17 protein-coding genes are annotated in these 23,748 nt (G+C 65.0%); 11 read left to right on the top strand and 6 right to left on the bottom strand.

What is annotated here, in order from left to right:
* Window positions 1–109: 109 nt before the first annotated feature.
* The 3 genes from DL240_RS16775 to DL240_RS16765 all read right to left on the bottom strand — a co-directional run bounded on the left by DL240_RS16775 (window position 110) and on the right by DL240_RS16765 (window position 5,099).
* Window positions 110–1,546, bottom strand: coding sequence for a serine/threonine protein kinase (locus DL240_RS16775; RefSeq protein WP_111731056.1), 1,437 nt, complete (start codon window positions 1,544–1,546; stop codon window positions 110–112).
* Between the two features lie 90 nt (window positions 1,547–1,636).
* Window positions 1,637–2,890: an AI-2E family transporter gene (locus tag DL240_RS16770; protein ID WP_111731055.1), complete on the bottom strand. Its 1,254-nt coding sequence runs from the start codon at window positions 2,888–2,890 to the stop codon at window positions 1,637–1,639.
* Between the two features lie 151 nt (window positions 2,891–3,041).
* Complete coding sequence (locus tag DL240_RS16765) at window positions 3,042–5,099, bottom strand: 4Fe-4S binding protein (RefSeq protein WP_111731054.1); 2,058 nt, start codon at window positions 5,097–5,099, stop codon at window positions 3,042–3,044.
* Between the two features lie 111 nt (window positions 5,100–5,210).
* Here DL240_RS16765 and DL240_RS16760 point away from each other — a divergent pair, with 111 nt between their 5' ends.
* Window positions 5,211–5,630, top strand: coding sequence for a hypothetical protein (locus tag DL240_RS16760; RefSeq protein ID WP_111731053.1), 420 nt, complete (start codon window positions 5,211–5,213; stop codon window positions 5,628–5,630).
* Window positions 5,631–5,657: 27 nt separating this feature from the next.
* Here DL240_RS16760 and DL240_RS16755 read toward each other — a convergent pair whose 3' ends face one another.
* The gene (locus DL240_RS16755) at window positions 5,658–7,865 is read right to left on the bottom strand and encodes a hypothetical protein (RefSeq protein ID WP_111731052.1); all 2,208 of its coding nucleotides are present in this window, start codon (window positions 7,863–7,865) and stop codon (window positions 5,658–5,660) included.
* A 322-nt stretch (window positions 7,866–8,187) separates the two neighbouring features.
* Here DL240_RS16755 and DL240_RS16750 point away from each other — a divergent pair, with 322 nt between their 5' ends.
* The 5 genes from DL240_RS16750 to DL240_RS20810 all read left to right on the top strand — a co-directional run bounded on the left by DL240_RS16750 (window position 8,188) and on the right by DL240_RS20810 (window position 12,344).
* Window positions 8,188–9,129, top strand: a complete 942-nt coding sequence (locus tag DL240_RS16750; protein ID WP_158542675.1) for a sulfurtransferase — start codon at window positions 8,188–8,190, stop codon at window positions 9,127–9,129.
* 198 nt (window positions 9,130–9,327) lie between these two features.
* Window positions 9,328–10,248 carry a sulfurtransferase gene (locus DL240_RS16745; RefSeq protein WP_158542673.1) on the top strand — a complete coding sequence of 307 codons (921 nt, stop codon included), beginning with the start codon at window positions 9,328–9,330 and terminating at the stop codon, window positions 10,246–10,248.
* A 293-nt stretch (window positions 10,249–10,541) separates the two neighbouring features.
* Window positions 10,542–11,180 (top strand): MotA/TolQ/ExbB proton channel family protein, encoded by a 639-nt coding sequence (locus DL240_RS16740; RefSeq protein WP_199589849.1) that lies wholly within the window; start codon window positions 10,542–10,544, stop codon window positions 11,178–11,180.
* Complete coding sequence (locus DL240_RS16735) at window positions 11,170–11,574, top strand: ExbD/TolR family protein (protein ID WP_158542671.1); 405 nt, start codon at window positions 11,170–11,172, stop codon at window positions 11,572–11,574. The genes DL240_RS16740 and DL240_RS16735 overlap by 11 nt, the downstream gene beginning before the upstream one ends.
* A gap of 5 nt (window positions 11,575–11,579) precedes the next feature.
* Window positions 11,580–12,344 carry an energy transducer TonB gene (locus DL240_RS20810; RefSeq protein WP_111731047.1) on the top strand — a complete coding sequence of 255 codons (765 nt, stop codon included), beginning with the start codon at window positions 11,580–11,582 and terminating at the stop codon, window positions 12,342–12,344.
* Window positions 12,345–12,364: 20 nt separating this feature from the next.
* Here DL240_RS20810 and DL240_RS16725 read toward each other — a convergent pair whose 3' ends face one another.
* Window positions 12,365–13,321 carry a GNAT family N-acetyltransferase gene (locus tag DL240_RS16725; RefSeq protein ID WP_111731046.1) on the bottom strand — a complete coding sequence of 319 codons (957 nt, stop codon included), beginning with the start codon at window positions 13,319–13,321 and terminating at the stop codon, window positions 12,365–12,367.
* 303 nt (window positions 13,322–13,624) lie between these two features.
* On the opposite strand from DL240_RS16725, the gene DL240_RS16720 reads away from it, so the two are divergent.
* Together DL240_RS16720 and DL240_RS16715 are read left to right on the top strand one after the other, a co-directional pair.
* Window positions 13,625–15,379, top strand: a complete 1,755-nt coding sequence (locus DL240_RS16720) for an ABC1 kinase family protein (RefSeq protein WP_158542669.1) — start codon at window positions 13,625–13,627, stop codon at window positions 15,377–15,379.
* 399 nt (window positions 15,380–15,778) lie between these two features.
* Window positions 15,779–17,134, top strand: coding sequence for a class I SAM-dependent RNA methyltransferase (locus DL240_RS16715; protein WP_158542667.1), 1,356 nt, complete (start codon window positions 15,779–15,781; stop codon window positions 17,132–17,134).
* Window positions 17,135–17,155: 21 nt separating this feature from the next.
* Here the strand turns inward: DL240_RS16715 and msrA are convergent, their stop codons facing one another.
* A complete protein-coding gene (gene msrA, locus DL240_RS16710; protein WP_111731043.1) occupies window positions 17,156–17,869 on the bottom strand; it encodes a peptide-methionine (S)-S-oxide reductase MsrA in 714 nt (237 codons plus the stop codon).
* 128 nt (window positions 17,870–17,997) lie between these two features.
* Here msrA and ppx point away from each other — a divergent pair, with 128 nt between their 5' ends.
* From ppx to DL240_RS16695, 3 genes are all read left to right on the top strand, one after another.
* On the top strand, window positions 17,998–19,488 hold the full coding sequence (gene ppx / locus DL240_RS16705) for an exopolyphosphatase (RefSeq protein ID WP_111731042.1): 1,491 nt from the start codon (window positions 17,998–18,000) through the stop codon (window positions 19,486–19,488).
* A 135-nt stretch (window positions 19,489–19,623) separates the two neighbouring features.
* Window positions 19,624–20,691 carry a hypothetical protein gene (locus DL240_RS16700; protein ID WP_158542665.1) on the top strand — a complete coding sequence of 356 codons (1,068 nt, stop codon included), beginning with the start codon at window positions 19,624–19,626 and terminating at the stop codon, window positions 20,689–20,691.
* Between the two features lie 2 nt (window positions 20,692–20,693).
* Window positions 20,694–23,618 (top strand): TonB-dependent receptor domain-containing protein, encoded by a 2,925-nt coding sequence (locus DL240_RS16695; protein ID WP_158542663.1) that lies wholly within the window; start codon window positions 20,694–20,696, stop codon window positions 23,616–23,618.
* Window positions 23,619–23,748 lie beyond the last annotated feature (130 nt).

Here is a 23,748-nt window from a genome sequence, read left to right as displayed (position 1 = left end):
TGTATCTGGATGTGCCGCAGGGGCAATTGAGCTGGCGACACGGCGCGTAAATCTTAGACCCTGTGTGGCCGGGGCACAAGGCCACCTGCGGTGATGGGCCGCTCGGTGCTCAGGCCGGGTGATGGGGGTGTTCAGGGTCGAAGTGGTGGATCGGTTCGAGATATTCCATCTCGGCGTTGAGGACTTCGATGGCGATATGGTTGTGGGGATTGGTCGGGTCGACAAAGATGTCGAAGGAGGTGCCTTTGTGCTGGTTGAGGCGTTGGAGTTTGTCGGGCAGCGAAGAGCTCTGGGTGAAGAGTGAGAAGGGGGCTGTGGCGGCATGGGCCTGATAGTCGAGGGTTTGGCCACGGTGTTCGAAGGAGTAGCTCAGGTTGACGAGGAGCTGCTCGGATTCGGCGAGGCTGAGGGTATCAAAGCCGGAGATGACGCCGGGGGTGCGAAGCCAGCCGGGCGGGGGGGCGTTCCAGGAGCTCTGGATGTAGCGGGTGCTCAGGATGAGCAGGGGTACCAGGAGGCCGAGGATGCTGAGGGCCAGCGTGGCGCTGGTGGGGACGGCCACGGAGTTGAGCAGGGAGCGAAGGGTCAGGATCAGGCCGAGAAAGCTGGCGCCGAGGATGACAAAGGCGATCAGGCCGGCCAGGAAGGTCACAGCGGTGCCGGTGGCGTTGACCAGGGCCTTTTCGCGTTCGAGCTGGCGGCGGGCGATGTCGCGCTCCAGGCGGTCGATGTGGATGAGGGTCTGAGCGCTGCGGAGTTGCTTCAGGTCCTGGAGCAGGCTTGTGGCCGAGGGGTAGCGATCTTCGACTTTCGGGGCGCAGAGTCGGCGTAGGACGCGGCGCAGGTCGAGGGAGATGTCGTTGAGGGCGTCGATCATGGCGGCGGCATCTTCGCCGTGGAGATCGGAGGGGGTGCGGCGAGTGAGGCACTCCAGCGAGGTGATGCCCAGGGCGTAGAGATCGGTGGCCGGGAGGGCGCGTCCCATCAGCTGTTCGGGGGGCATGTAGCCGAAGGTGCCGATGATGGTAGAGCCGCCCCCCATGGTCAGGCGCACGACCTCGCGCACTGCCCCGAAGTCGACCAGAGTGGGGATTTTGCCCTGGTGGCACAGGATGATGTTGGCCGGTTTGAGGTCGCGGTGGACGACCCCGGGCTCCTGGGAGTGGAGGTAGGCCAGGATTTCGGCGAGCTGGATCATCAGGTCGAGGAGGCGCTCCTGGTCAAAGCGTTCGCCGCGATCGAGGAACTCGCGCAGGTTGTGGCCCGGGGCGTAGGCCTGGACGATGTAGTAGCAGAGGGCGTCGCCGTGGCCTTCGGAGAAGGCGTCGATGTAGGCGGGCACCTGCGGGTGGTCCAGGCGCTGGAGGACGTGGGCCTCGCGCTCAAAGAGCTCAAAGTCTTTGAGGGTGGCCAGGCGCGAGGGATAGAGAGCTTTGACGGCGACTTTCTGGCCGGAGCGGGTGTCGTCAGCCAGGAAAGTGCGGCCCATGGAGCCCTCTCCCAGGAGCTCGGTGCAGTGGTAGCGGCCGTCTTGAAGGGTAAGCATCGCGCGCTCCCGAGGCTGGCGGGGCAGTCCGAAGGATGAGGAGGCGCGATTGTAGGGCCAGGAGGAGGGCGGGGCAACTGTGCGGCGGGGTTATCCGCGCAGGAAGGCCGCCAGGGGGCGCAGGGAGTCGAGGTTTTCGGAGACGGATTTCAGGGTGGCGACGATGGGGATGGCCAGGAGGAGGCCGGGGGCGCCCCAGATCCAGCCCCAGAAGATCGCCGAGAGGAGCACGGCCAGGCTGTTGAGCTTGAGGTGTCGGCCGATGACAAAGGGGGTGACCAGGTTGCCCTCCAGGCCGGTGATGCTGCCGTAGATCAGCGCGCACCAGAGCACATCCGAGAGTTCACCGAACTGCATGTAGGCGATGGTGGCCGGGAAGATCGTGCCGATGATGGGGCCGACGTAGGGGATGAAGTTGAAGAGGCCGGCCAGGATGCCGAGCAAAAAGGCGAAGTCGAGCCCGTAGAGGTAGAGGGCGGTGCCGGTGATGATGGCCACGCAGGTGTTGGTGGCGAAGCGGTTGAAGAGGTAGCGCTGCACGTCTTCGTTGACGTTGCGCAGGATGATGTTGATGGCCTGGCGGTTGCGGGGGCCATCGCCCACGGCTTCGAGCACGCGCTCGCGCATCCGGGGGCCCTGGGCCAGGACGAAGACGAGGACGAAGATGCACATCAGGGCCTGGGCGACGATGCCAAAGAAGCTGGTCAGGCCCCCGGCGATAAACGAGGAGGTGGTGCCCCAGAAGTCGCTTCCGCCCTGTTGGAGGAAGACCTGGACGCGTTCGGCGGTGACGTCGCGCTGGTCTTCATCGACCGGGGGTTGGGCGGGGGCGATCTCGTCGCCTTCGCGGCGGAAGGGCTCCAGAGAGTTTTCCACGCGGAGTTGCAGCTCGGTGATGGAGCTGCGCAGTTCGGTGATGTTGTCGACCAGGCGTTCCTGGTAGTTGGGCACTTCCAGGGCCAGGCGGCGGACCTGATCGCCGATGAAGGTGCCGACCACGCCGGTCATGGCCACGGCGAGCACGACGACGACCAGGGCGGCGGCGCCGCGAGGCAGGGAGAGGCGGGTGCCGGGCAGGCGTACGCGCATCAGGGCGGTGACGAAGGGGCCCAGGACGTAGCTGAGGAAGAAGGCCAGCACGATCGGGATGAGGATCGTTTTGGCGAAGCTCAGCATGGCGATGGTGGCGGCCAGCGCGAGCAGGACCAGGGCCGCGCGCATGGCGTGAACGTCGCGGAAGGCCTCCCAGAGACCGGCGGGCAGCTGCTCGGAGCTCGGGGATACGTCGGAGGGGGGCTGGCCTTCGGGGTTCCGAGGCTCATCTGTGGGAGGCTGGGAGGTCATAGCGAGTCTGCGCCCGGGTGGGGGCGCATCGTGCGGGCAGAGGAGAAAGGGACATCCGGGAGGTGCGAGGGGCCATCGTCTCGCACAGCCGAGGGGTGAGCCGAAGTTATTTCGCGGCTATGGGCAAAAAGCCAGCGCGATTTTATCGGGTTCAGGCGGTGCGCATTTCCATGGGTTGGGAGAGCAGCCAGAGTGCGGCCACACTTAAGAGCAGGGCGAAGATGGCAATGGGTGCCAGGGCGCGAAGCGCCTGGCGGCGGTTGCCGAACATGCGGTGGGTGGCGCGGTTGACCAGCCAGATGGAGGCCAGGTTACCCAGCACGACCAGCGTGAGCTGGGCGGTCCAGAGGATTTCCAGGGGAACCAGCATGGTGAGCGGACTTTTGGCGGTGCCGAAGAGGTCCCAGCCCCAGCCGAAGGGATCGCTTATCAGGCGTACAAGTTTGCTGCCTTCGTAGAAGAAGTGCAGTGCGTTGTGGGCCAGGTGGTAGGCCAGGGCCACCGGGAGCAGGGGGTAGGCGTAGGCGATGAAGAAGTCGCGCAGTCGGTAGAAGGCGTTGCCGCTGGCCCATTTTGAGAGCCCGCAGGCGCCCAGGTAGAGGAGGACCGCGGCGATGAAGAAGGCCCCCATGCCGAGGGTAAAGGCCACCAGGTAGCCCGGGTCGGTGCCCAGGAGGCCTTCGAGAGCGTCGCGAAGCGGGGGGACGGTCTGCCGGGTCCAGAGCGGGATCATGGCCAGGCCGTGGAAGATCGTGACCAGGAAGATGGCCAGCAGAAGCCAGGCCTCATCGAGGCGTTTTCGGTGGGGGCCTAAGAGGTCGGCGATGGGGGCGCGAACGTTGATGGCGACGTTGTCGTGCGGGCAGGTTTTAAGGCACTCGGTGCACATGGTGCAGTAGCTGTTTTCGTTCATCGCCCCCATAAACTCGCCGGTGGGGCAGGGCAGGCCGCGCTCGTTGCCGTGAAAGCAATCTTTGGTCCGGCAGGATTTGCAGATCTGGGCGTCGCGGCGGCGAATCTCAAGCATGCCGGTGGTGCCGTAGGCGCCGGTGACGCGGCCCACCGGGCAGACGTAGCGGCAGAAGCCCTTGCGCTCGAAGATAAAGAGGGTGGCGGCGGCCATGGCGACCATGGCCAGGCCCATCACCGAGGTGAGCGCGGGACGGTAGGGGGCTTCGTAGGCGAGTTCCAGCCAGGTAAGCGCCATGAACATGGCGATGGCCGGGTAGAGGTTGCGCAGGGCGCGGGGCCAGGAGCGCTCCAGTCCCAGGGGGCGATCGCGGCCGGGGAGTTTTTTGCTCAGGCGTTTGAGCCAGTCGGGCACTGCCATCCACGGGCAGACCGTGCACCAGACCTCGCCGGCGAAGAACGCGAAGAAGATCAGGCCCATCCACCAGATGTTCCAGGTGAGTACCGGGGCCAGGTTGCGGGAGGGATCCTGAGAGCCGATGAGTCCGGCGACGATCACCAGGATAAAGAGCGCGACCACCGGGATCTGCACCAGGGGCTGGAAGCCGCGCCAGGTGACCAGGGATTTGAAGAAGGCCAGGCGCGTGAGCTCAAAGCGGGGGTAGTCCCAGCGTTTGGAGGTCTTTTGCATGTTGCGGGTGGGCTCCCCCAGGGCCAGGAGAAGTCCGCAGGAGAGGGCCAGGAGGAGGCCCAGGCCCAGATAGAAGATCCAGTTGGGGACGCCGGGCATCAGCGCTCGCTCGGGGCGATCGGCGATGACTTCGGCCTGGCTCATCAGGGCGTCGGGATCAAAGAACGCGCCTTCTTCGAGCTCGCTGAAGATGGCTTCGTCACCGGTTGCGACCCGCTGCACCTTATGCGGGACGACGTCCATGCCGCAGATGGGGCACTGGGTGAATTCGTCGAAGCGCAGGTCGTTGCACTCCATCGGGCAGATCCACTCCAGCACCTCTTCGGAGGCCGGTTGGGGGGCGCGTTTGACCTTGTGGGGGACGACGTCCATGCCGCAGATGGGGCATTGGGTGAATTCGTCGAAACGCAGGTCGTTGCACTCCATCGGGCAGATCCACTCGGTGACTTCGTCGCCGTGGTGGTCGGCTGCAGCGTGCCCATGAGCAGTGGCGTGAGCATGGCCTGCGTGGAGCGCGTCTTGAGCCTGTACGGTGGAGGACGCAAGCGGAATCGCCAGGATGAAGGCGACCAGGAGGGCGGTCAAAAGCCGCCAGAGAGCAGAAAGCATGGAGGGTACCTACGACACGGAAGGCGGTAGAACTTGACGCAGGGAGGCGCGTTGCCAATAGAAGAGGCGCCATCAGCGCCAGCAGGCGCGAACACCACAGGGAGCGAGCCTATGTCCGCACTGGAAATACGAGACTACGTCGCGCGTGCTCGGCGGGAGCCTACCACAGAGAATATCGAGGCGCTCTGGCGCGCGGTGTTTTTACTCAAAGGGTGGTATTTTTTGCCATCGACGCGTCAGGAGGGGCCGGCCACGCCGATGGTCACGATGCTGGGGGAGGAAGCCTGGCTGCTGGCGTTTACCAACGTGCGGCGCATTAAGGAGTTTAGTCGTCAGGTGGGGATGGCGGCGCCCGATGGGACGGTGCAGCTGCTGGTGTTGGACCCGCGGGAGTCGATGGAGCGCCTGGTGGCGGTGGAGGATCGCGTTGAGGGGGTGGTGTTTAATATCGGCAGCGATGAGACCTTTCGGGCGCCGGTTGCAGCGGTCAAAGCCTACGCGGCGCGCATGGGGTTGGACAACCTCGGTTGAGGTTGCGCGCCGCGCAGGGTGGAGAATCTAGACCGAGAGGTGTTGATGGCTCGCGGCGCTAAAGGGGGCCAGCTCGGCTTGAGCGGCAGGCTCACGGGCGCCGAAGTGGCTCCAAACCTCTTCGGTCTTCTGGCGGGTGCCGTTGTTGAGTTTGAGGCCCATCACGTCGATTTTTGTGCCTTCGAACTGGGTGCTGGAGCGGGTGATTTTGACCTCCAGATGTTCGGCGGGTTTGCCGACGATGTTGAAGAGCTCGGCCGGGGTGGTTGAGCCGTCGTTGAGGGCGCGGGCCAGCTCGTCGGGGGTGCGGTCGAGGGCTTTTGCGAGCTCGGGCAGATCGTGGAGCGTGACCTTGAGGTGAAGCTCATGCTCGGGGCCGGCCAGATCGCCGGTGAGCTTGAGGTCCACCTCCAGGGTCTGGGGGGTGATGTTGTGGAACTCTACCGCCATGGTGGCCTCGGCGGAGAGACCAGCCTTGAGCCCCACCTGCCCGCCGGTCTGGGAGGCGAAGATTTCGGCGAGCGTGCCGGAGACGGCGTCGGGGGCATTCTGGGAGAGGGAGGCGAAGACGTCGGGGGGAAGTTGGAAAAGATCTTTGCCCAGGGAGGCTTCCTGTTTGATGCCGACCTCCAGGCGTTCGATGTGGACGTAGTCGTCAGGGATATGTTCGCGGGCGACGGATTGGGTGAGGCCGAGATCGATGCCCAGGGGGAGTGTGGGCAGGGCGGCGGAGGCGGAGGCGGAGGAGGCCAACTCCTGGCGCACGGAGACGAGGTTTTTGTCGAAGACGTTGCCGATCGTGTCGGGGTCGACGGGCACGAAGGCGGCGGTGGTTGCGGTGCGGGCGCGGTTGAGGTCGGCGGGATCGCGGGTGTCGAAGCGCAGGGTGGCGCTATTGGTGTATTTGAGGCCGGCATCGACGGAGGCGCCCTGATCCTGGACGCTTTTTCCAACGACGAGGGCTCCGGCGTCGGCGTCTTTGAGGGTGAGCTCGATGAAGTTGGGGTTTTGGGCGTCGCGGGTGACCTCGATGGTGCGAGACGAGCTGACGCTGGCTCCGAGGCTGGCGGCGACTTTGATGAGAAGTTCGCCACTGATCTCGCGGGTTTCGCCGGGCTGCAGGTCGTCGACGAGCTTGTTGAAGTTCTCTTTCGTGGGGAGCGCGTCTTTTGCGTTGACCATCGCCTCGGCGATGTCGGGGAGGGCGCCAAGGGTGTCGAGGGCGATGCCGGCGACGAAGAGTGAGCCCGAGAGAGGTGTGACAAGAAGTTTGGCGCCGATCTGGGCCAGGCTGTCGTCGCTGAGGCTGATGGGGCTTGCGATCCAGTCGTGGGCAGCTTTGAGGGGGGTGAGCGCCGCTTCAATGCTGGCGCGATGTTTAACGACGGACTCTCCGAGGCCGCCGCCGAGCTCGTTGATGGTGGTGCTCACAGCGTTGCCGGCGATCGAGCCGACCCCGACGATGGCGGAGTCGACGACGCGGTTGACCAGCTCGTAGGACTTGTAGGCCGCCACCGCGTCTTGCACGCCCTCTTTGATGCCTTCTTTGATGGCGGTTTTGGCCTCGGCGATCTCCTGATCGATCTTTTTGTCGATGGCGTCGGAGATGGCGCCGTGGGCCTGGCCAAGGGTTTTGGCGGCGTCGTTAATGTTAGTTTGGACTTCTTTGAGGTTGGTTTTGGCCTCATCGACCTTGTCGTCGAAGCGCTGCTCGACGGTGGTGGCAAAGGTGCTGAGGGCGTCTTTGCCCAGACTGCGGGCGGCGTCGACGGTGGCCTGGGCCTGGTCGATGGAGCTTTCGATGGCTTGCACGAAGAGCTCGGGGTTCTCGGCCAGGGTTTGCGCGGTCTTCTCGAGGGTCTCGGGGTCGAGGTTTTCGGTGACGCGGGTGACGGTCTCTTCGACGGCCTGGCGAGCCTTGCTGATGGCCTCGGTGGTGGAGGGGGAGGGCTCAAAGAAGTCGACCACGGGCGCAAAAGCCTCACGGGTCAACGAGCCCGGGTTGCCCAGGGCATTGCGGGCGCGCTCCAGGCCGCCGGTGGCGGCGTTTTTGGCGCGCTCGAAGAGGGATGGGCTCTCCGAGGCGTCGGTCTCCCAGGTGTCGTTTTGAGGGGGTGTGGCGGTGGCCGCCTCAGAGGCGGCGTTGGTTACCGGAGTGCAGGTGGGCAGGGGCGGGCCCACAAATTCGTCGGTGCTTGGGGGGAGAGGAGAGGAGGAGTTGTCGATGCGGTTCATGAGGGTCTCCGTGACGTGAGCTCGCGATGGGGGCCTTAGGCCGAAGGGGGGCGAGAGCGGTGTTTTTATTGTCGCGAGGCGGCGGAGAAAGTTGCGTGCGGCAGGTGGTTTTTTCTCAGTCTGTGTGGGGTTTGGTTGTAAGTGGTTGGTTTTGTTTGTGTTTTTGTTTTGCGTGGAGGTGTTGAGTAATTCCTAGTGTGTCGCTATGGTTTTGCGGCTCAGTAATTCCTATTTTGCAGGTGGGGATTTTGGGGCTTTGGAGAGGTTTCACATAACGATGGCGACGCCAGCGGGAGAGATGATGCAGAGAGCGGAGACGAAGATGGTTCGCGGGTGGATTGGCGGGACGATGGTGGCGCTGGCCCTGGCGTTGAGTGCGGGATGCGGTCAGGAGGTCACTGAGCTGGCGACTCCCGAGGGGTGTTCGGAGGAGAGTGGTACCTGCCAGGCGCGGATCTTTTTGCAGGCCGATGAATTTGAGTTTTTACGGCGCCAGGGCGCGTTGGTGCTCGATGCTCGCGCGTCGGAGGCGTTTGTGCAGGGGCATGTGCCCGGGGCGATCCGGGTGGACTGGAAGGCGTTTGCCCGGGAGGGGTTCAACGGGCTGATTGAGGATGACGTGGAGACCCTGGAGCGCGTGGCGCGGGGCTACGGCATCAACGAGGATCAGCCGGTGCTGATTTACGGGGGCGGGGGGAGCGCGGAGTCGGTTTCGGGGCGCGTGTTCTGGACGCTGGAGTATCTGGGGCACGATCAGGTCTACCTGCTGGAGGGAGGGTTTGATTCGTGGAAGCAGGCGCGATTTGCCGCGATTGAGGCCGGTGTGACCGAGGCTGGCGCTGGCGATTTCACCGTGGAGCTCCAGCCGCAGCGCCGCGCGACGCAGCAAGAGGTTGAGGCGGCCATTGAGGATGAGACCCTGCGCCTGGTGGACACCCGCACGATCGAGGAGTGGTTTGCCGAGAACCTGCGGGATAACCCGGAAGGGGGCCACATCCCCGAGGCGGTGCATTACCACTGGGAGAATGTGCTGGAGGCGGACGGGACGTTGCGTCCGGCCGCGGACATTCGCGCGGAGTTGGAGGCTCTGGGCATCGATGAGGGGACGCTCGCCATTCCCTATTGCCAGAGCGGCGTGCGCAGCGGATTTTTCTACGCGGTGCTCAAGTGGCTGGAGTATCCGGAGCCCAAGAATTACGACGGGTCGTGGTGGGAGTGGTCGCGGGATGAAGCTACGGTCAAGGTGGTCGAGGCGCGTGATTGAGGCGTGGTAAATAAAGCCCCGGGGTTGTGCGTCTTTTTTAGAGCGCGGTGGGAGCCGGCGAGCGTACGCTTGCCGGTTTTTTGTTCCGGGATGGTCGAGTGGGTCAGGTGAGCGAGAGGGCCGGGCTGTAAAGCGCGGTGCAAGGGAGTGGAGATGGGCAGAGATGTAAGCGAGGTGACGCGGACGAGGTCGGGGTGGGTGCTAGCTCTGGTGGCGGTGCTGAGCCTGGGCGGGTTGTGCGCGGCGGGCGTGATCTGTCCGGCGCAGGCCCAGGAGCGCGGGGCGCCGGGCGGTCTGGAGGCCTGGGGGGAGCAGGAGGTTGAGGTTTTTGTGGATGTGGCCCGCGCTCGCGCCCTGATGGCGGAGGGGGCGGCGGTGCTGGATGCGCGGGAGGCTTCGGATTTTCGGCGCGGGCATCTTCCCGGGGCTGCCAATCTGCCCTGGACCACGCTGGTGCGCGGGGAGAAGCAGGGGGCGTTGGGCGATGATGCGCTGGTGGAGGCCCGGCTGCGGGAGGCGGGGGTGCGGGCCGGGACACCGGTGGTGATTTACGGGGCCTGGAGGGCGCCCGGGACCTGGGGAGAGGAGGGGCGTTTGCACTGGACGCTGGAGTATCTGGGGCATCGTCAGGTGAAGGTGCTCTGGGGGGGCGTGCAGGCCTGGGAGGCCGCCGGCGGGGAGCTGGAGCGGGGAGGACAGGGCGATCGAGCGGCCGGCGATGTGGTGGCGAGGCGTCAGGAAGGGCGTCGGGCGACGACTGAGGAGGTTGTTGCGGCGGTAGGGCGTAAGGGGGCGGTACTGCTCGATACTCGGGAGCGGGCGGAGTACGAGGGGCGCGCCAGGTATGGTGAGTCCCGGGGCGGCCATATCCCCGGGGCGGTGCACCTGTGGTGGGAAGATCTTTTTGAGGGGCCGGCGATGAAGCCGCGCGCGGAGATCGAGGCGATGCTGCGGGCCCGGGGGATCACCCCGGACCAGGAGGTGATCGCGTACTGCACGGGGGGCATTCGTTCGGGTTTTGTGTACTCGGTGTTGCGCGCGCTGGGCTATGCGCAGGTGTCTAACTACGACGCGTCAATGTGGGAGTGGACGCGCCATCCCGAGCGGGCGGTGGAGTGAGCCCGCGACGAATTTGTCGCGACGATCGCCCGAAAGAGGTTGGTATGGGCCGGCGATGCGCGGGGGGGCGATCGGGGGGAGAGGGCGTTAAGACAGGGGGAAGCGCGTGTTTTGGGGGCAGGGAGCGGGGCTAAGTGAAAGAAAAGAAGGGGGAAGGTTTGAAATTGAAACTGATTTTCATTGTTGGGCTTCGGGGAATGCGTTATTAGAGTAGCGCAGTGGGCAGGAACTCCACCTGAGCAGTGAGCGCAGCGATGACACTTGGCGAGTTGATGACAAACGGCGGATGGGCGATGGCGCCCATTTACGCGTGTTCGGCGTTGATGGTGGCGATTTTTGCCAAAAAAGCGCTGGAGTTTCGCGCGCAACGCCTGGGTCAGGTGCAGTGGATGAGCCCGGTGCTCGACGCGCTCTCCGATGGCGAGGTGAGCGATGCCCGCGGGCTGGCCCGGGAAGCGGCCCACCCGGTGGGGCGCGTGATCGACGCGATGCTGGCCACCTTTGAGAAGCGCCCCGATCGGGTGGAGGCCGAGGCCGCGCGGTGTGGCGGCCAGGAGCTGCAGCGTTTGGAGAAGCACGTGGGAGCGCTCTCCTTTATTGCGCAGGTCGCGCCGCTGCTGGGATTGTTGGGCACGGTGATCGGGATGGTGGAGCTCTTTATGGGGTTGCAGGGCGCGGGCGCGGCGATGGTCGACGCTCAGCTTCTGGCTTCGGGGATCTGGAAGGCGCTTCTGACCACGGCTGCCGGTCTGATGGTGGCGGTGCCGGCGCTGGCGGCCTATACGTACCTCAACAGCCGCACCGACACCTTTCGCCTGACGCTGAGCGATGCGATCTCGCAGGTGCTCACCGCGCTTCCGCAGCCCGAGGATGACACCGGTGCGAAGCGCCCGGTGCCCACGCTGGTGCGTGAGGCTGCCGATGCAGTTTGAGAGTTTTGAGCGCGAGTCGCCGACGATTAACGTCTCGGCGTTGATCGATGTGGTCTTTATCCTGCTGATTTTTGTGGTGTTGGCGGCCAACTTCGATCGGGTGCGTGAGATGGACGTGGTGCTGCCCTCGGCCGAGCAGACCAGCGCGCCCTCCACCGATGCCGAGGTGCTCACGCTGCTTCCCACCGGGGAGATGCGGCTGGGGGATCGGTCCGTGACCCGCGCCGAGCTTTTTGATGCGCTTAAGAAGAGTCGCGAGAGCTTTGAGGTACTGGTGCTGGTGGGCGACGGGGAGGTGGCGCTGAAGGAGGCGGTCTTTGTGTTTGATGAGGCCGCCCGGGCCGGCTTTGAGTCGGTGTCGATCGCCACGCGTAAAGCCGAAAGCGCCGACTAACGCCGATGAAGCACAACGACGTCAGGGTGGGGTGGGGAAAGCCGCTGGGCGTGGTGCTGGTGTTGCACCTGGGGCTGGCGTTGATTCCGCTTGATTTTGCGGGGGCCCGTGCGCGCGATCCGGAGCCGATCAAGCTCACGCTCCAGGCCGTGGAGCCGCCGCCGGAGCCGGTGGCTGAGCCGGTGGCGCCGGTCGAAGAGCCGCCGCCGGAGCCGCCGCCAGAGCCTCCCCCGGAGCCGCCGCCAGAGCCGGTTAAAGTACCGCCGAAGGCCCCGGTGAAGGCTCCGAAGACGGCCAGCTCAGAGGTGGTGATACCGGAGCCGGAGCCGGTGGTGGAGCCGGTGCCCGAGGAGGCTCCGGTGAGTCTGGAGGCTGAGCCGGTGGTGGATCCGAGCGCAAGTGAGGCCGCCGAGGCGGTACGGGACCCGGTCGTCGAGGCGGCGGCTACGCCGGCGCCGGCGCCGCGGGTCGACCCGGTGAACTGGGGGGCCTATGAGGCCGGGGTGGCCCGGGCGCTGGAGGCCGAGAAGCGCTACCCGCGGATGGCCCGGCGCATGGGGCTGGAGGGGGAGGCGGTGGTGCGCTTGATCATCCGCCGCGATGGTCAGCTGGCGCAGCCGCCGCAGCTCGTGCGTTCCAGCGGACAGTCGTTGCTCGATAAGGAGGCGCTGCGGATGGTGGAAGCCGCTGCGCCCTACGCGCTCTTGCCGGAGGCGTCGGTGATCGACGAGTTTGAGTTCGTGGTGCCGATACACTTCCGGCTGGAGTAGGCCGTGGGTCCGGGGGAGGCTCAGGCGCGCAGGTCGCGGTGAATCTTGGCGACCGCCCGCTCCACAAAGGTCTGAGGGTTGGAGACCAGCGAGGGGGCTCCGAAGACCAGCTCAATGCAGTCGAAGCGGTTGGGGCCGCGCAGGTACCAGCCCGGGAGGTAGGCGACCGGGCGGAACCCGAGGGCTTTGAGGTCGCTGTAGGCCTGGTCGTGGTTGACCGGCAGGGTCAGGCGGACGTCGCGCACGCCCTTTTTGCGCACCTTATCGGTGAATTCTTTGATGATCTCGACCGGGAAGGTGCCCGCGGCGTTCTCGATGGTGATGAAGTTGCCGCGGGAGTGGTAGGTGGGCCAGATGCGTCCGGAGATCACCGGCGCGCCGGTGCCCCGGGGGCATCCCACCGGGAAGCTTTTAGGGTAGGGGACGTTGCGCTCGGCATCGGAGAGCAGGTCGATGATGCGAGAGGCAAAGGGGGTGGCGGTCAGCGCGCTGTGTGGGGGGTCGGCACGGCGGTGTTGGCCGCCGGGGTTGATGAAGCCCATGATGAGTTCGGCGTCACTGATGCTGGCCGAGCCCGGCGCCGGGCGGTATCCCCAGCAGGTTGCGCCCATGTCGCGGCCGCGGCGAAAACTCGATTCGGTGGAGGCCCGGAAGAAGGCTACGCCGTAGCTTTTGACGCCCAGGCGGCGCAGCGCCTCAAAGAGGGCGCGGGCGATGTCGGAGCGTCGCGGGTGGGCGGCCACGCTCAGGGTGCTGATTTCAAGCGACTGGTTCCAGCTGCGCACAAAGGCCAGTCCACAGCCCAGGAGCTCCTGCTCGTGGGTGGCGACGACGATCGCGATCTCCTGATCGGCCAGCAAGTTTGCCAGCGTCTCGGCCTTGAAGAGCTCCTGATGGGGGAAGTCCGGGCCGTGAATGGAGCGGTAGAACTGGCTGAGGCGCGCGGCCTGTTCGGGGCGCGCGAGAGAGAGTCTCATGGAACGTCAGAGCGGGGGATATGAGGGGGGAATGTGTTCGCAGGCCCGGGGCCAACACGCCATTGTTGACAGCGGGGACGATGATGTCAATCCAAGGCGGGCGGGCGCGGGCTCTGATGCTGCGCGGTCTGGCTCATTGCCTGCCGGGTCGTGGATTTGGTTCGCGAGCAGGGAAGGTAAGGTGTTGAGTGGCTGATTTAGCTGGTCGAGCAGGGAAGGTCGGGGGCAGCGCCTCAGATATGGTCGGCCTGCATGGTTGCTGCTAGGGTGGCGGCGATCGAGGATCGTAGAGGAGAAGGGACCATGGCATCACCGGTACGAGCGGCAGTTCAAGACATCAAGCGCCTGCGCACGATCTCCAGTGTGTTGACCCGGCACGGGTTTTCGGCGGTGGCGCGGCGTGCCGGGCTGGGACGTTTTGTGGGCGATGGGGGGCTGAGCCGTGGCGAGGATGCGTTTGAGGAGGTCGAGGGCGTCGAGGAGCTGATCGGCGCCGATCGCTCCGAGGCGGCGGTGCGCTTTCGGCGAGTGCTCGAAGATCTGGGGCCGACCTTTGTGAAGCTCGGGCAGGTGCTTTCGACGCGCCCGGACCTGGTGCCAAAGGAGTTTCTGGAGGAGCTGCGTAAGCTCCAGGATGCCGTCAGTCCGATGCCCATGGAGGCGATTCGCCGGCAGGTGGAGAGCAGCCTGGGGGCAACGCTGGAAGAGCTCTTTGAGAGTTTTGAGGAGAAGCCGCTGGCGGCAGCGAGCATTGGCCAGGTGCACCGTGCCCGGCTGCCGGATGGGACGGCGGTGGTGGTCAAGGTGCAGCGGGTCGGGGTTGGGGAGCAGATTCGCTCGGATCTGGATCTCCTCTACTACCTGGCGCGCTTCCTCGAAGCGACTGTCGAGGAGATCGAACTCTACTCGCCGACGGCCATTGTGCAGGAGTTTGAGCGGGCGATTCTGGCGGAGCTTGATTTTCGCCAGGAGGCCCGAAATGTGCAGGAGTTTGGCCGCAATTTTGCCGAGGTGCCTCAGGTCAGCGTGCCCCATGTCTACGAGGAGCTGACGACCTCGGAGGTCATGACGATGGAGTTCGTGCAGGCCGGCAAGCTCGCCAGCGTGGAGGGGGGCAGCGAGCTGGCCGACACGGTGCTGCATAACCTGCTCGATGCCATGGTCAAGATGGTACTCTACGACGGGTTTTTTCACGGGGATCCGCACCCGGGCAACATCATGGTGCGGGAGGATGGCTCGCTGATCTTTATCGATTTTGGGCTTGTGGGGCGCCTCTCCAGCCGCCAGCAGGACGATCTGATCGGGCTGATTCTCAATGTGCTCACCGGTGATGTCGACGCGATCGCCCGGGCGCTCCTGGAGATGGGGGATCCGGTGGGGCGAGTGAACCTGCGGGAGTTTCGGGCCGACGTGGAGCGGGTGCGCAACAAGTATATCAGCGCGACGGTGGGGGATTTTGACGTGAGCCAGTTCATCCAGGAGGTGATGGACGCCGCGCAATATCATCGCATCCGCCTCAACCCTAATTACGCGGTGCTGGTCAAGACGGCGGCGACGATCGAGGGGATCATGCGCCGGCTTAAGCCCGATCTGGACGTGATGGCCATCGGGCTGCCCTACGCCCGTGATCTGGCGTTGAAGAAGTACTCGGCTCGCAAGCTGGCGCAGTCGGCGTTGAGCGCGGCGGTCGGGGTCTCGAGTTTTGTGACCAAGGTGCCCCAGCAGCTCGATCAGGTGCTCATGGACCTGGAGGGCGGGAACCTGACGGTGACCGTGCGAAACGCGTCGCTGGATCAGCTTGGCGAGGTGCTCAACACCCTGGGGACGCGCCTGTTTCTGGGGGTGATTGCCTCGGGATTGGCGGTGGTGGCGGCGATGTTGTTGCGGCCCTTTGATACTGAGATCTTCGGGGTGTCGGTGCTGCTGATCCTGGGGATTCTGGCGGCGCTTTCGGCGACCACGCTCTTCTGGTGGTCGCTGGGTTGGCATGTGGCGGCCAGCCGCAAGGGCAAGAAGCTGCGTCTGGGCCCCTTGATGCGGTTGCTACGTCGGGAGTGAGTGGCGAGCTGTCTGACCCCGGGACGTGCGAATGTCTGACCCCGGGACGTGCGAATGTCTGACCCCGGGACGTGCAGATGTCTGACCCCGGGATGTGCGATCCCCTCGTAGTTATTGGCGGATCGGGTCTTCTCCTGAGCGCGGGCCGGTGTGTGTCGGGGAGCTGTCTGGCGGTGGTTCGGCGTCTGCGGTGTGGCGCCGGGACGTACTCCGAAGCGGTAAAGCAGCCGGCGTGGTGTTCACAGGCCTTTGCGCGGAGGGCCGTCACTGCTATGGCGAATGTCAGCAGGGCATGTGGTTGGCCGCCTCGGAGAGGCCGGCCCAATGTCGGCTGCGGAGGTGTTGTCGGCTGCGGGTCGATACGTTGTCTACCGGGTTGTGTGCAGCAAAGAGCAGGTCATGAGTCAGACGTTGCAGGGTGTGGAGATCGCGGGCCTTAACGAGGCGTTCGAGGGGTACGTGGAGCGCGGGGAGCGTCGGGTCTTGGCCGGGGGCGCGGTTCCCGGGGACCGGGTCGATCTGCGCATCGTGGCGTCGAGTCAGCATCATCCCCGCGATTTTGCCGAGGTGGCGTCGGTCCATGCGCGGGGGGCTGATTATGTGGAGCCGATCTGCGCGCACGCCGGGCCGGTGCGCGGGCGTTGCGGGGGGTGTCCGGGGATGCACTTAAGCCACGACCTGCGGACAGAAACCCTGCAGCGGCGAGTGGCGCAGCTGGCCGAGAGGTTGGGGTGTGAGTGGAGCTGGCATGAGGCGCCGGCGCACCTGGGCTATCGTAACCGCTCTAACTTTGTGGTCACGCGTCAGGGGGCGCTGGTGGTGCTGGGGTCCTATGCGCCGCGCAGTCAGGAGATCTCGGCGATGGCCGGCTGTCAGGTGGTGCAGCCGGCCATTGCGCGGGTGCACGGGGAGTTGGAGGCGCTGCTGAGCGCGCTCAAGGTGCCGGTCGGCGAGGAGGAGGAAGGGCTGCGCTGGGTGTCGTTGCGAGCCTCGGCGCAGGCCGTGGTGGTGGAGCTGGTGGTGCGCGATGCGCTGGCGAGTTGGCTGGACGCGGCGGTGGTGGCGATCGCGGCAGTGGAGGGCGTGCAGGGCGTGGCGATCACCGTAAATGCGCGGGATACCAACGCGATTCGGGTTCAGGATTCGCAGGTGGTTCAGGGGAAGGGTCGGATCTGGGAGCGCTACGGGGAGGTGGAGCTGGGCATTGATCCGGGGGCTTTTGCGCAACTCAACGTGGCGGTGGCCTCGGCGATGTACCGGCAGGTGGCCCGGTGGGCCGAGGGGGCGCAGGTGGTCTGGGATTTGTATTGCGGCATCGGCGGGCTGGGGCTCAACGTGGCGGCCCGGCGCCCCGAGGTCCGACTCTTCGGTGCGGAGAGCGTGCCGGCGGCCATTGCCAGCGCGCGGGAGAACGCGGCCCGGGCCGGGATTAAGGCGCGCTACGCGGTGGTCGACCTGGGCAAAGAGGGCTGGCGCGAGGGCTGCCCCGGGGAGGGGCCGCAGGCGCGGCCGGAGCTCATTGTGGTTAACCCGCCGCGCAAAGGGCTCTCGCGAGCGGTGCGTCAGGTGCTGGGGGCGCCGCAGGCGCTGGGGGCATCGACGCTTATTTATATGAGCTGTGATGTCTCCAGTTTCGGGCGAGATGCCGCCGAGCTTCAGGAACGCGGCTGGGTGCTCCGGGAGTTGCAGGCGCATGATATGCTTCCGCAGACCACGCATGTGGAGTTGTTGGGGCGTTTTGAGCGCTCGTCATAAAGGGCTGTCTGGTGCGCCATTTTAGCGATCGCTCCAGATGCGTTTGAGGAAGTCCTGACGCCCGCTGGCGCGGTAGTAGCGCTGATAGGGGTCGGGGTTTTTCTGGTAGTAATCCTGGTGGTAGTCCTCGGCGATCCAGAAGGTCTGGGCGGGTTCAATGGCGGTGACGATAGGTTTCTGGAAGGGGCCGTCGGCCTGGAGGTTGGCCTTTGAGGCCCGGGCCTGCTCGAGCTGAAGTTCGCTGTGGTAAAAGATGGCCGGGCGGTACTGAGAGCCCCGATCGGCAAACTGGCCGGCGGCGTCGGTGGGGTCGTGGCTGCGCCAGAAGACGTCTAGGAGCTCGTCGTAGCTGACGAGGTCCGGGTCGTAGATGACTTCGATCGCCTCGGTGTGGCCGGTGCGCCCCGAGGAGACGTCCTCGTAGGTGGGGGCGCTTTCGGGGCCGCCGGTGTAGCCGGATGTGGTGGAGACGACGCCTTCGGTGGCGTCGAAGGGGGGCTCCATGCACCAGAAACAGCCGCCGGCAAAGGTGGCGCGAGCCAGGCCCCGGCTTTCCAGGTCGGGGAGGGAGGCGCGGGTGCCTGTTGTTGAGGCCTGGGCGGAGGCGGCCGCGCTCTGTTCGGGCTCAGGGGCGACATCGTTTCGGACCGGCTCCGAGGGCTTGCACGCCGCGATGAGCGTCAGGATCGCGGTCAGGGATAGGAGGAGGAGCAGGGGGCGCGGGGCGCGAAACATCGAAATCTCCGGGCGAAGTGGGTTGGGCGATGCTGGCGAGCGCGTTAGGTTAGGGGCCCGCGTGGGTGAGGCAAGGTAATCAGGAGGAGCATGCGTCAGCGCAGGCCCTCCGGGAGAAGGGGAGTTGCATGAGCGCTGAGAGGATGATTGCCGCGGTGGACCTGGGGTCAAACAGTTTTCATATGGTGATCGCGCGCCAGCAGGACGGCCAGCTCCAGGTCGTCGATCGCCTCAAAGAGATGGTGCGTCTGGCCGCCGGGTTGCGTGACGACAAGACGCTGAGTACCGAGGCCCGTGCCCGGGCGCTGGGATGTTTGCGGCGTTTTGGGGAGCGGCTCCAGGGCATTGAGCCCGGTGATATCCGTGCGGTGGGCACCAATACGTTGCGTAAGACCCGCGATCCGCGGGGATTTATGGAGGAGATCGAAGACGCGCTGGGGGTGCCCGTCGAGATTATCAGCGGTCTGGAGGAGGCTCGTCTGGTCTATCTGGGGGTGGCCCACACCATGGAGCCGGGGGCGGGGCGTCGTCTGGTGATCGATATCGGAGGGGGGAGCACCGAGTTCGTGATCGGGGAGGGGTTTGAGCCGCAGGCGCGGGACTCCAAGTACATGGGGTGCGTGGAGTGGACACGGCGCTATTTTTCCGGGGGGAAGGTCTCGGAGCAGGCGATGGCCGAGGCGGTGCTGGCCGCCCAGCAGGAGGTGGAGATGCTGGCCACGCGCTTTCGTCAGATGGGCTGGACGGAGGTGGTGGGCTCCTCGGGGACCAATCGGGCGATCGCGCAGGTGCTCGATGAGACGGGCTGGAGCCGCGGGGCGATCACCGCCCGGGGGCTCAAGCGCTTGCGACGGCGCCTGATCAAGGATGGGGAGGCCCGGTCGGAGCGCTTGCCCGGGGTCAGTGAGGCCCGGGCGCCGGTGTTTGCCGGCGGGGTGGCGATCTTGAGCGCGGCGTTTGAGATTCTGGAGATTGAGCAGATGGTCCCCAGCGATGGCGCGCTGCGAGAGGGGCTGATGTACGATCTGGTGGGGCGGCTCCAGCGCCAGGATATCCGCGAGCAGACCGTGGCCACGCTCTGCGCGCGCTACGGGGTGGATATGCCGCATGCCTCCCGGGTGGAGGCCACGGCGCTGGAGCTGTGGGACCAGGTTGCCGGCGGCTGGAAACTTGAAGATCCCTACCTGGCCACGGTGTTGCGGTGGGCGGCCCGGCTCCATGAGATCGGGCTTGCGATTGCGCACTCGCGCTACCATAAGCACGGCTCGTATCTGGTGGAGAATTCGGATATGCCGGGGTTCTCCCGTCAGGACCAGCATTTGTTATGGGCGCTGGTGCGCACGCATCGTCGGGACTTCAAGCCCCATCGTTTTGAGGGGTTGGCCGGGAAGTTGCCGCGGGCGGGCAAGCGTCTGGCGGTGTTGCTGCGTCTGGCGGTGTTGCTCAATCGCAGTCGGGTCGACGGGGCGGTGCCCGAGTTTGAGGTCGAGGCCGAAGGGAAGGAGATTCGTCTCCATTTTCCGAAGGGCTGGCTAAAGTCGATGCCCCTGACCCGCGCGGTGCTTCATGAAGAGGCCCGGCGCCTGGAGGCGGCTCACCTGCGTCTGGTCCTTTGCTGAGAAGGGCAGGTCGGCGGGGAGCAAGGTAGGCGCGGCAAGAAAGTTCGGGCCCGGGCGTTGACGCGGAGCCCGGGGGATCCACACTCTGTGCTGCAAATGTGTTCGGGTGTTTTTGGAGATGGTGTCGAGGTGATGATGAGAGCAATCGGGTCGAGGCCCGTGAGGGTGGTCGGGCTCCTGATCGGAGCGGTGCTGCTGGTGGGCTGCGGGCGGGAGTTTGCGCCTTATTGGAAGGTCGACAAATTGCGCCTGATGGCCATCAAGGCCGATCCGGTGGTCGTGGAGGGGCAGGGGGAGGCGACGCTCTCGGCGCTGGCGTACGCTCGCCGCGGAGAGACGCTGAGTTATGCCTGGTCGTGGTGTCCGTTGCGCACCTCGGCCGAGCAGGGTTACGCCTGCCCGATCGATGAGGCGCAGCTCGCGGAGCTGGGTGGCGCGGCGTTGGATCTGGATCTGGGCAGCGATGCGCAGGCCGTGTTTGAGAACCCGTTTACCGCCGAGCAGGTTCGTCTGTTTTGTGAGGCTATTCAGCAGGCGATTTTAGAGCAGGTCGACGACCCGGAGCTTGCCCGTTTCTTGCCGGTGGATGACTGCAGCAAGGGCTACGAGATCTCGGTGCGTGTGGAGCTCTCCACGGAGAGCGAGCAGCTGGTGGCGTCGAAGTCGCTGCGGCTCTCGACCGGGGGGGATACCCCCAATACCAATCCGGAGGTGATGGCGCTGGAGGTGCGACCGGAGCGCCCCGAGGATCTCTCGAAGTTGCGCGATCGGGCAGGCTGGGAGGTGGCTGCCGATGCGGCTCCCGAGGATCAATGGGTGGCCCTGCCGGAGGATGCCGATCTGCGGGTGCTTTCGGATGTTCCGCTGGAACTCCGGGCGGTGGTCAGCCCGGAGAGCGTGGAACGCTACCAGCCGCCGACGCCCGAAGGGGCGCAGGAGCCGCCGCCGGAGCGCTCGGAGGCCTTTGTGTATCGCTACTTTGTGACCTCGGGGACGCTCGATGGGTCTCGGCGACTGTTTGTGGAGCCGGATACCACGTTGGAGGAGGCGCCGATCACCACGCTGAAGGTGTCCTCGAATCAGGCCGTGGTGGAGTGCATGGAGCCTGAGGAAGAGGGCTGCGGGGTGCGAGTGTGGTCGGTGGTGCGCGATGCGCGCCTGGGAGTGGATTGGATCGAGCGGCGCCTGCTGGTGGTGGAGTGATGATGACGACACAAGGATGGATCAGGCTGTGGCTGGCAGCGGCGATGGTCACGGGGATGCCGGCGCAGGTTTTTGCGCAAGAAGCCGGCGGTGCAGACGAGGCCCCGGAGCAGGCGGCGCCCGCCGAGCGTAGCGCCCGTGGAGAGCTTCAGCCGCCGCGGCTGCTCCGTGAGGTTGAGGCCGAGTACACCGAAGACGCGGTGGCGGCGCGGTTAGAAGGCGCAGTGGTGCTGGAACTGACGATCAACACTGCCGGCGATGTCTCCAAGGTCGATGTGGTTCAGGGACTGGGCTACGGGCTGGATGAGTCCGCGGTGCGGGCGGTGGAGCAGTTTAAGTTCGAGCCCGCGCGGCTCAACGGAGAGCCGATTCCGGTTTCGCTGAACTTTACGGTGCGTTTTAGCCTGCCGGTGTTGCCCGCCGAATTCACCGGGGTGGTGCTTGACCCGGTAAGTGGAGAGGGCATTGAGGGGGCCGAGGTGCGCATTGTTTACGGGGGCGATGAGTACGATCCCCGACCCGAGGCCAGTGCGCTCAGTGAGGCCGACGGCAGCTTTTACTTTGGGAATGTGCCGCCGGGGCCCTATCAGGTGTTTTTGCAGGTGGACGCCTACCTCGATTTTGAGACGGATATCGAGCTTCCGGGCGGCCAGCTGGTGGAGGTGGAGTACCGGGTGCCGCGTGCCCAGGAGAACCTGATCGGTGAGATCCGTGAGGCCGGGAGTCGGTCGCCGCTGGCGGGGGTGGAGCTGCGTTTGCTCAAGGCAGAGACGCAGCAGGAGGTGCGTCAGGGCTTTAGTGAGGGCGGCGGTCGCTTTGGATTTGCGGGCGTCGAGCCCGGAAACTACATCCTGCGGGCGTCGTCGGCGGGGTATGTGACCTCGACCTTTGAGGTGGAGGTGGTCGGCGGTGAGGTAACCGAGGGCAACTACTACATGCCGGCCGACGATGACGGGACCTTTCGCGCGCGCACCACGACGCGACGTCAGCGTCAGGAGGTGAACCGCCAGACGATTGAGCTCGATGAAGTGCGCCGAATTCCGGGCACCGGCGGGGATGTGGTACGTGTGGTGCAGAACCTGCCCGGGGTGGCCCGTGCGCAGTTCATCAGTGGTCAGATCATCGTGCGCGGCTCTTCGCCCAACGACACCAAAATCTTTCTGGAGGGCGACTCCATCCCGCTGGTGTACCACTTCTTTGGGGGGCCGGCGGTCATTAACACGGAGATGGTCGAGGCGATCGACTTCTATCCGGGGAACTTTAGCCCGTACTACGGTCGGGCCACGGCCGGAGTGATCGATCTGCGCACCCGTTCGCCGCGGACCGACCGGGTGCACGGGATGGCGGAAATCGACCTGCTTGATAGCTCGGCGATGGTGGAGGGGCCGATCAACGATCGTTGGAGCTTTGCGATCGCCGGTAGGCGTAGCTACTACGACTTCTTTTTGCCATCGGTCCTGCGGGCGTTGGAGATCGATACGGTGGTCGCCCCTCGCTACTACGATTATCAGACCTGGGTGACCTATCGCAGTGAGAGTGGGGCTCATAAGGTCGAGTTCTTTGTGTACGGATCGGATGATGAGATCGATGTGATCTTGCCCGATGGCGAACCGGAGGGAGACCAGTACGTCCAGGTGAGGGAGGCCGGGTTTGGCAACTCCTTTCACCGCGGCCAGGTGCGCTGGGAGTGGAAGCCCGAGGGGGGAGCGCTGGAGAATACCCTGATGAGCTCCTTCGGGCTGAACTCCGCGGCTCTGGAGGCCGGGCCGGATATCTTCTTTGACCTGGATTTTTATCAGACGCAGATCCGAAACGATCTGAAGTGGAAGCTCAGCGATAACCTGCGGTTGCGCACCGGCCTGGATGCCCAGTTGGGTAACGTCGTGTATTCGTACGCGATCCCGGCGTTTGGGGCTTCGCCGGACGATTTCTCGTCACCCGATGGACAGGACGGTGGGCCTAACATCAGCACCGACGGGCTTGTGGGGTCGCGTAAGTCGCCCCAGATTCTTCCGGCGGTGTATGCCGAAGCGCAGTACAAGGCCTTTGGTCGCTGGACGCTGACCCCCGGCCTGCGGGCGGACTATTATGGTCCGGTCAATGAGGTGTCGATTTCGCCGCGTCTGGCGTCACGCTTTGAGCTTCACGATCAGGTTGTACTCAAAGGAGGGGTGGGGCTCTTCACGCAGCCGCCGATTCCGGGACAGACCGAAGAAGACTTTGGCAACCCGGACATTTCGTATGAAAAGGCGATGCATTACGCGGTGGGCGCGGAGTGGCAGCCGCGCGCGCACCTGGAGCTGGATGCGACGCTTTACTACCGCGACTCCTTTGATCTGGTGAATACCACGTCGGCCGAGGCCATCAATGAAGAGACCGGCGAGGCGGAGCCGGTGATCTACGATAACGAGGGGCAGGGGCGTTCTTACGGGTTGGAGCTGCTCTTGCGGCATTATCCCAAGGATAAGTTCTTTGGCTGGCTCAGCTACACGCTCTCACGTTCGGAGCGGCTCAACCTGAAGAGCGGCGAGTGGGACCCCTACGGTTACGATCAGACCCATATTCTGACGATGGTTGCCGGGTACAATTTGCCCTGGAATCTGGATCTGTCAGCGCGTTTTCGGGTGGTTACGGGCAATCCGCAGACACCGGTGGTCGGAGCGGTGTTTGATGCCGATAGCGATGGATATCGCCCGCGCTACGGGGAGCCCAATTCCGAGCGTTCCAAAACCTTCCACCAGTTGGATCTTCGCCTGGATCGTCGCTTTATCTTCGATACCTGGACGCTGGCCGCGTATCTGGACGTGACCAACGTCTACAACGCCAAAAACGAAGAGGGGACGCGCTATAATTACGACTACAGCGACTCCGAACCGCTGACGGGGCTACCCATTTTGCCGACGATCGGTGTGATGGCCCGCTTCTGAGGTTGGTGACGCCGGGCTTTACGAAACGTGTCGACCAGAAGCATTTCTATTTTTGAAGGTTCCCTGTAAGAGTGTCGTCCAATGACTGCGGGGAGAGGTCGGATCTCTATGTTATTTCAAGAGGTTGATG

It is taken from the genome of Lujinxingia litoralis (assembly GCF_003260125.1).
Classification (GTDB): Bacteria; Myxococcota_A; Bradymonadia; order Bradymonadales; family Bradymonadaceae; genus Lujinxingia; species Lujinxingia litoralis.
This window is presented reverse-complemented; position numbering and strand designations above follow the sequence as displayed.

Excerpts from the sequence above, each read along its gene's own strand:
- DL240_RS16775 (WP_111731056.1), bottom strand. The coding sequence starts at position 1,546 with ATGCTTACCCTTCAAGACGGCCGCTACCACTGCACCGAGCTCCTGGGA.
- DL240_RS16770 (WP_111731055.1), bottom strand. The coding sequence starts at position 2,890 with ATGACCTCCCAGCCTCCCACAGATGAGCCTCGGAACCCCGAAGGCCAG.
- DL240_RS16765 (WP_111731054.1), bottom strand. The coding sequence starts at position 5,099 with ATGCTTTCTGCTCTCTGGCGGCTTTTGACCGCCCTCCTGGTCGCCTTC.
- DL240_RS16760 (WP_111731053.1), top strand. The coding sequence starts at position 5,211 with ATGTCCGCACTGGAAATACGAGACTACGTCGCGCGTGCTCGGCGGGAG.
- DL240_RS16755 (WP_111731052.1), bottom strand. The coding sequence starts at position 7,865 with ATGAACCGCATCGACAACTCCTCCTCTCCTCTCCCCCCAAGCACCGAC.
- DL240_RS16750 (WP_158542675.1), top strand. The coding sequence starts at position 8,188 with ATGGTTCGCGGGTGGATTGGCGGGACGATGGTGGCGCTGGCCCTGGCG.
- DL240_RS16740 (WP_199589849.1), top strand. The coding sequence starts at position 10,542 with ATGGCGCCCATTTACGCGTGTTCGGCGTTGATGGTGGCGATTTTTGCC.
- DL240_RS16735 (WP_158542671.1), top strand. The coding sequence starts at position 11,170 with ATGCAGTTTGAGAGTTTTGAGCGCGAGTCGCCGACGATTAACGTCTCG.
- DL240_RS20810 (WP_111731047.1), top strand. The coding sequence starts at position 11,580 with ATGAAGCACAACGACGTCAGGGTGGGGTGGGGAAAGCCGCTGGGCGTG.
- DL240_RS16725 (WP_111731046.1), bottom strand. The coding sequence starts at position 13,321 with ATGAGACTCTCTCTCGCGCGCCCCGAACAGGCCGCGCGCCTCAGCCAG.
- DL240_RS16720 (WP_158542669.1), top strand. The coding sequence starts at position 13,625 with ATGGCATCACCGGTACGAGCGGCAGTTCAAGACATCAAGCGCCTGCGC.
- DL240_RS16715 (WP_158542667.1), top strand. The coding sequence starts at position 15,779 with ATGAGTCAGACGTTGCAGGGTGTGGAGATCGCGGGCCTTAACGAGGCG.
- msrA (WP_111731043.1), bottom strand. The coding sequence starts at position 17,869 with ATGTTTCGCGCCCCGCGCCCCCTGCTCCTCCTCCTATCCCTGACCGCG.
- ppx (WP_111731042.1), top strand. The coding sequence starts at position 17,998 with ATGAGCGCTGAGAGGATGATTGCCGCGGTGGACCTGGGGTCAAACAGT.
- DL240_RS16700 (WP_158542665.1), top strand. The coding sequence starts at position 19,624 with ATGAGAGCAATCGGGTCGAGGCCCGTGAGGGTGGTCGGGCTCCTGATC.
- DL240_RS16695 (WP_158542663.1), top strand. The coding sequence starts at position 20,694 with ATGACGACACAAGGATGGATCAGGCTGTGGCTGGCAGCGGCGATGGTC.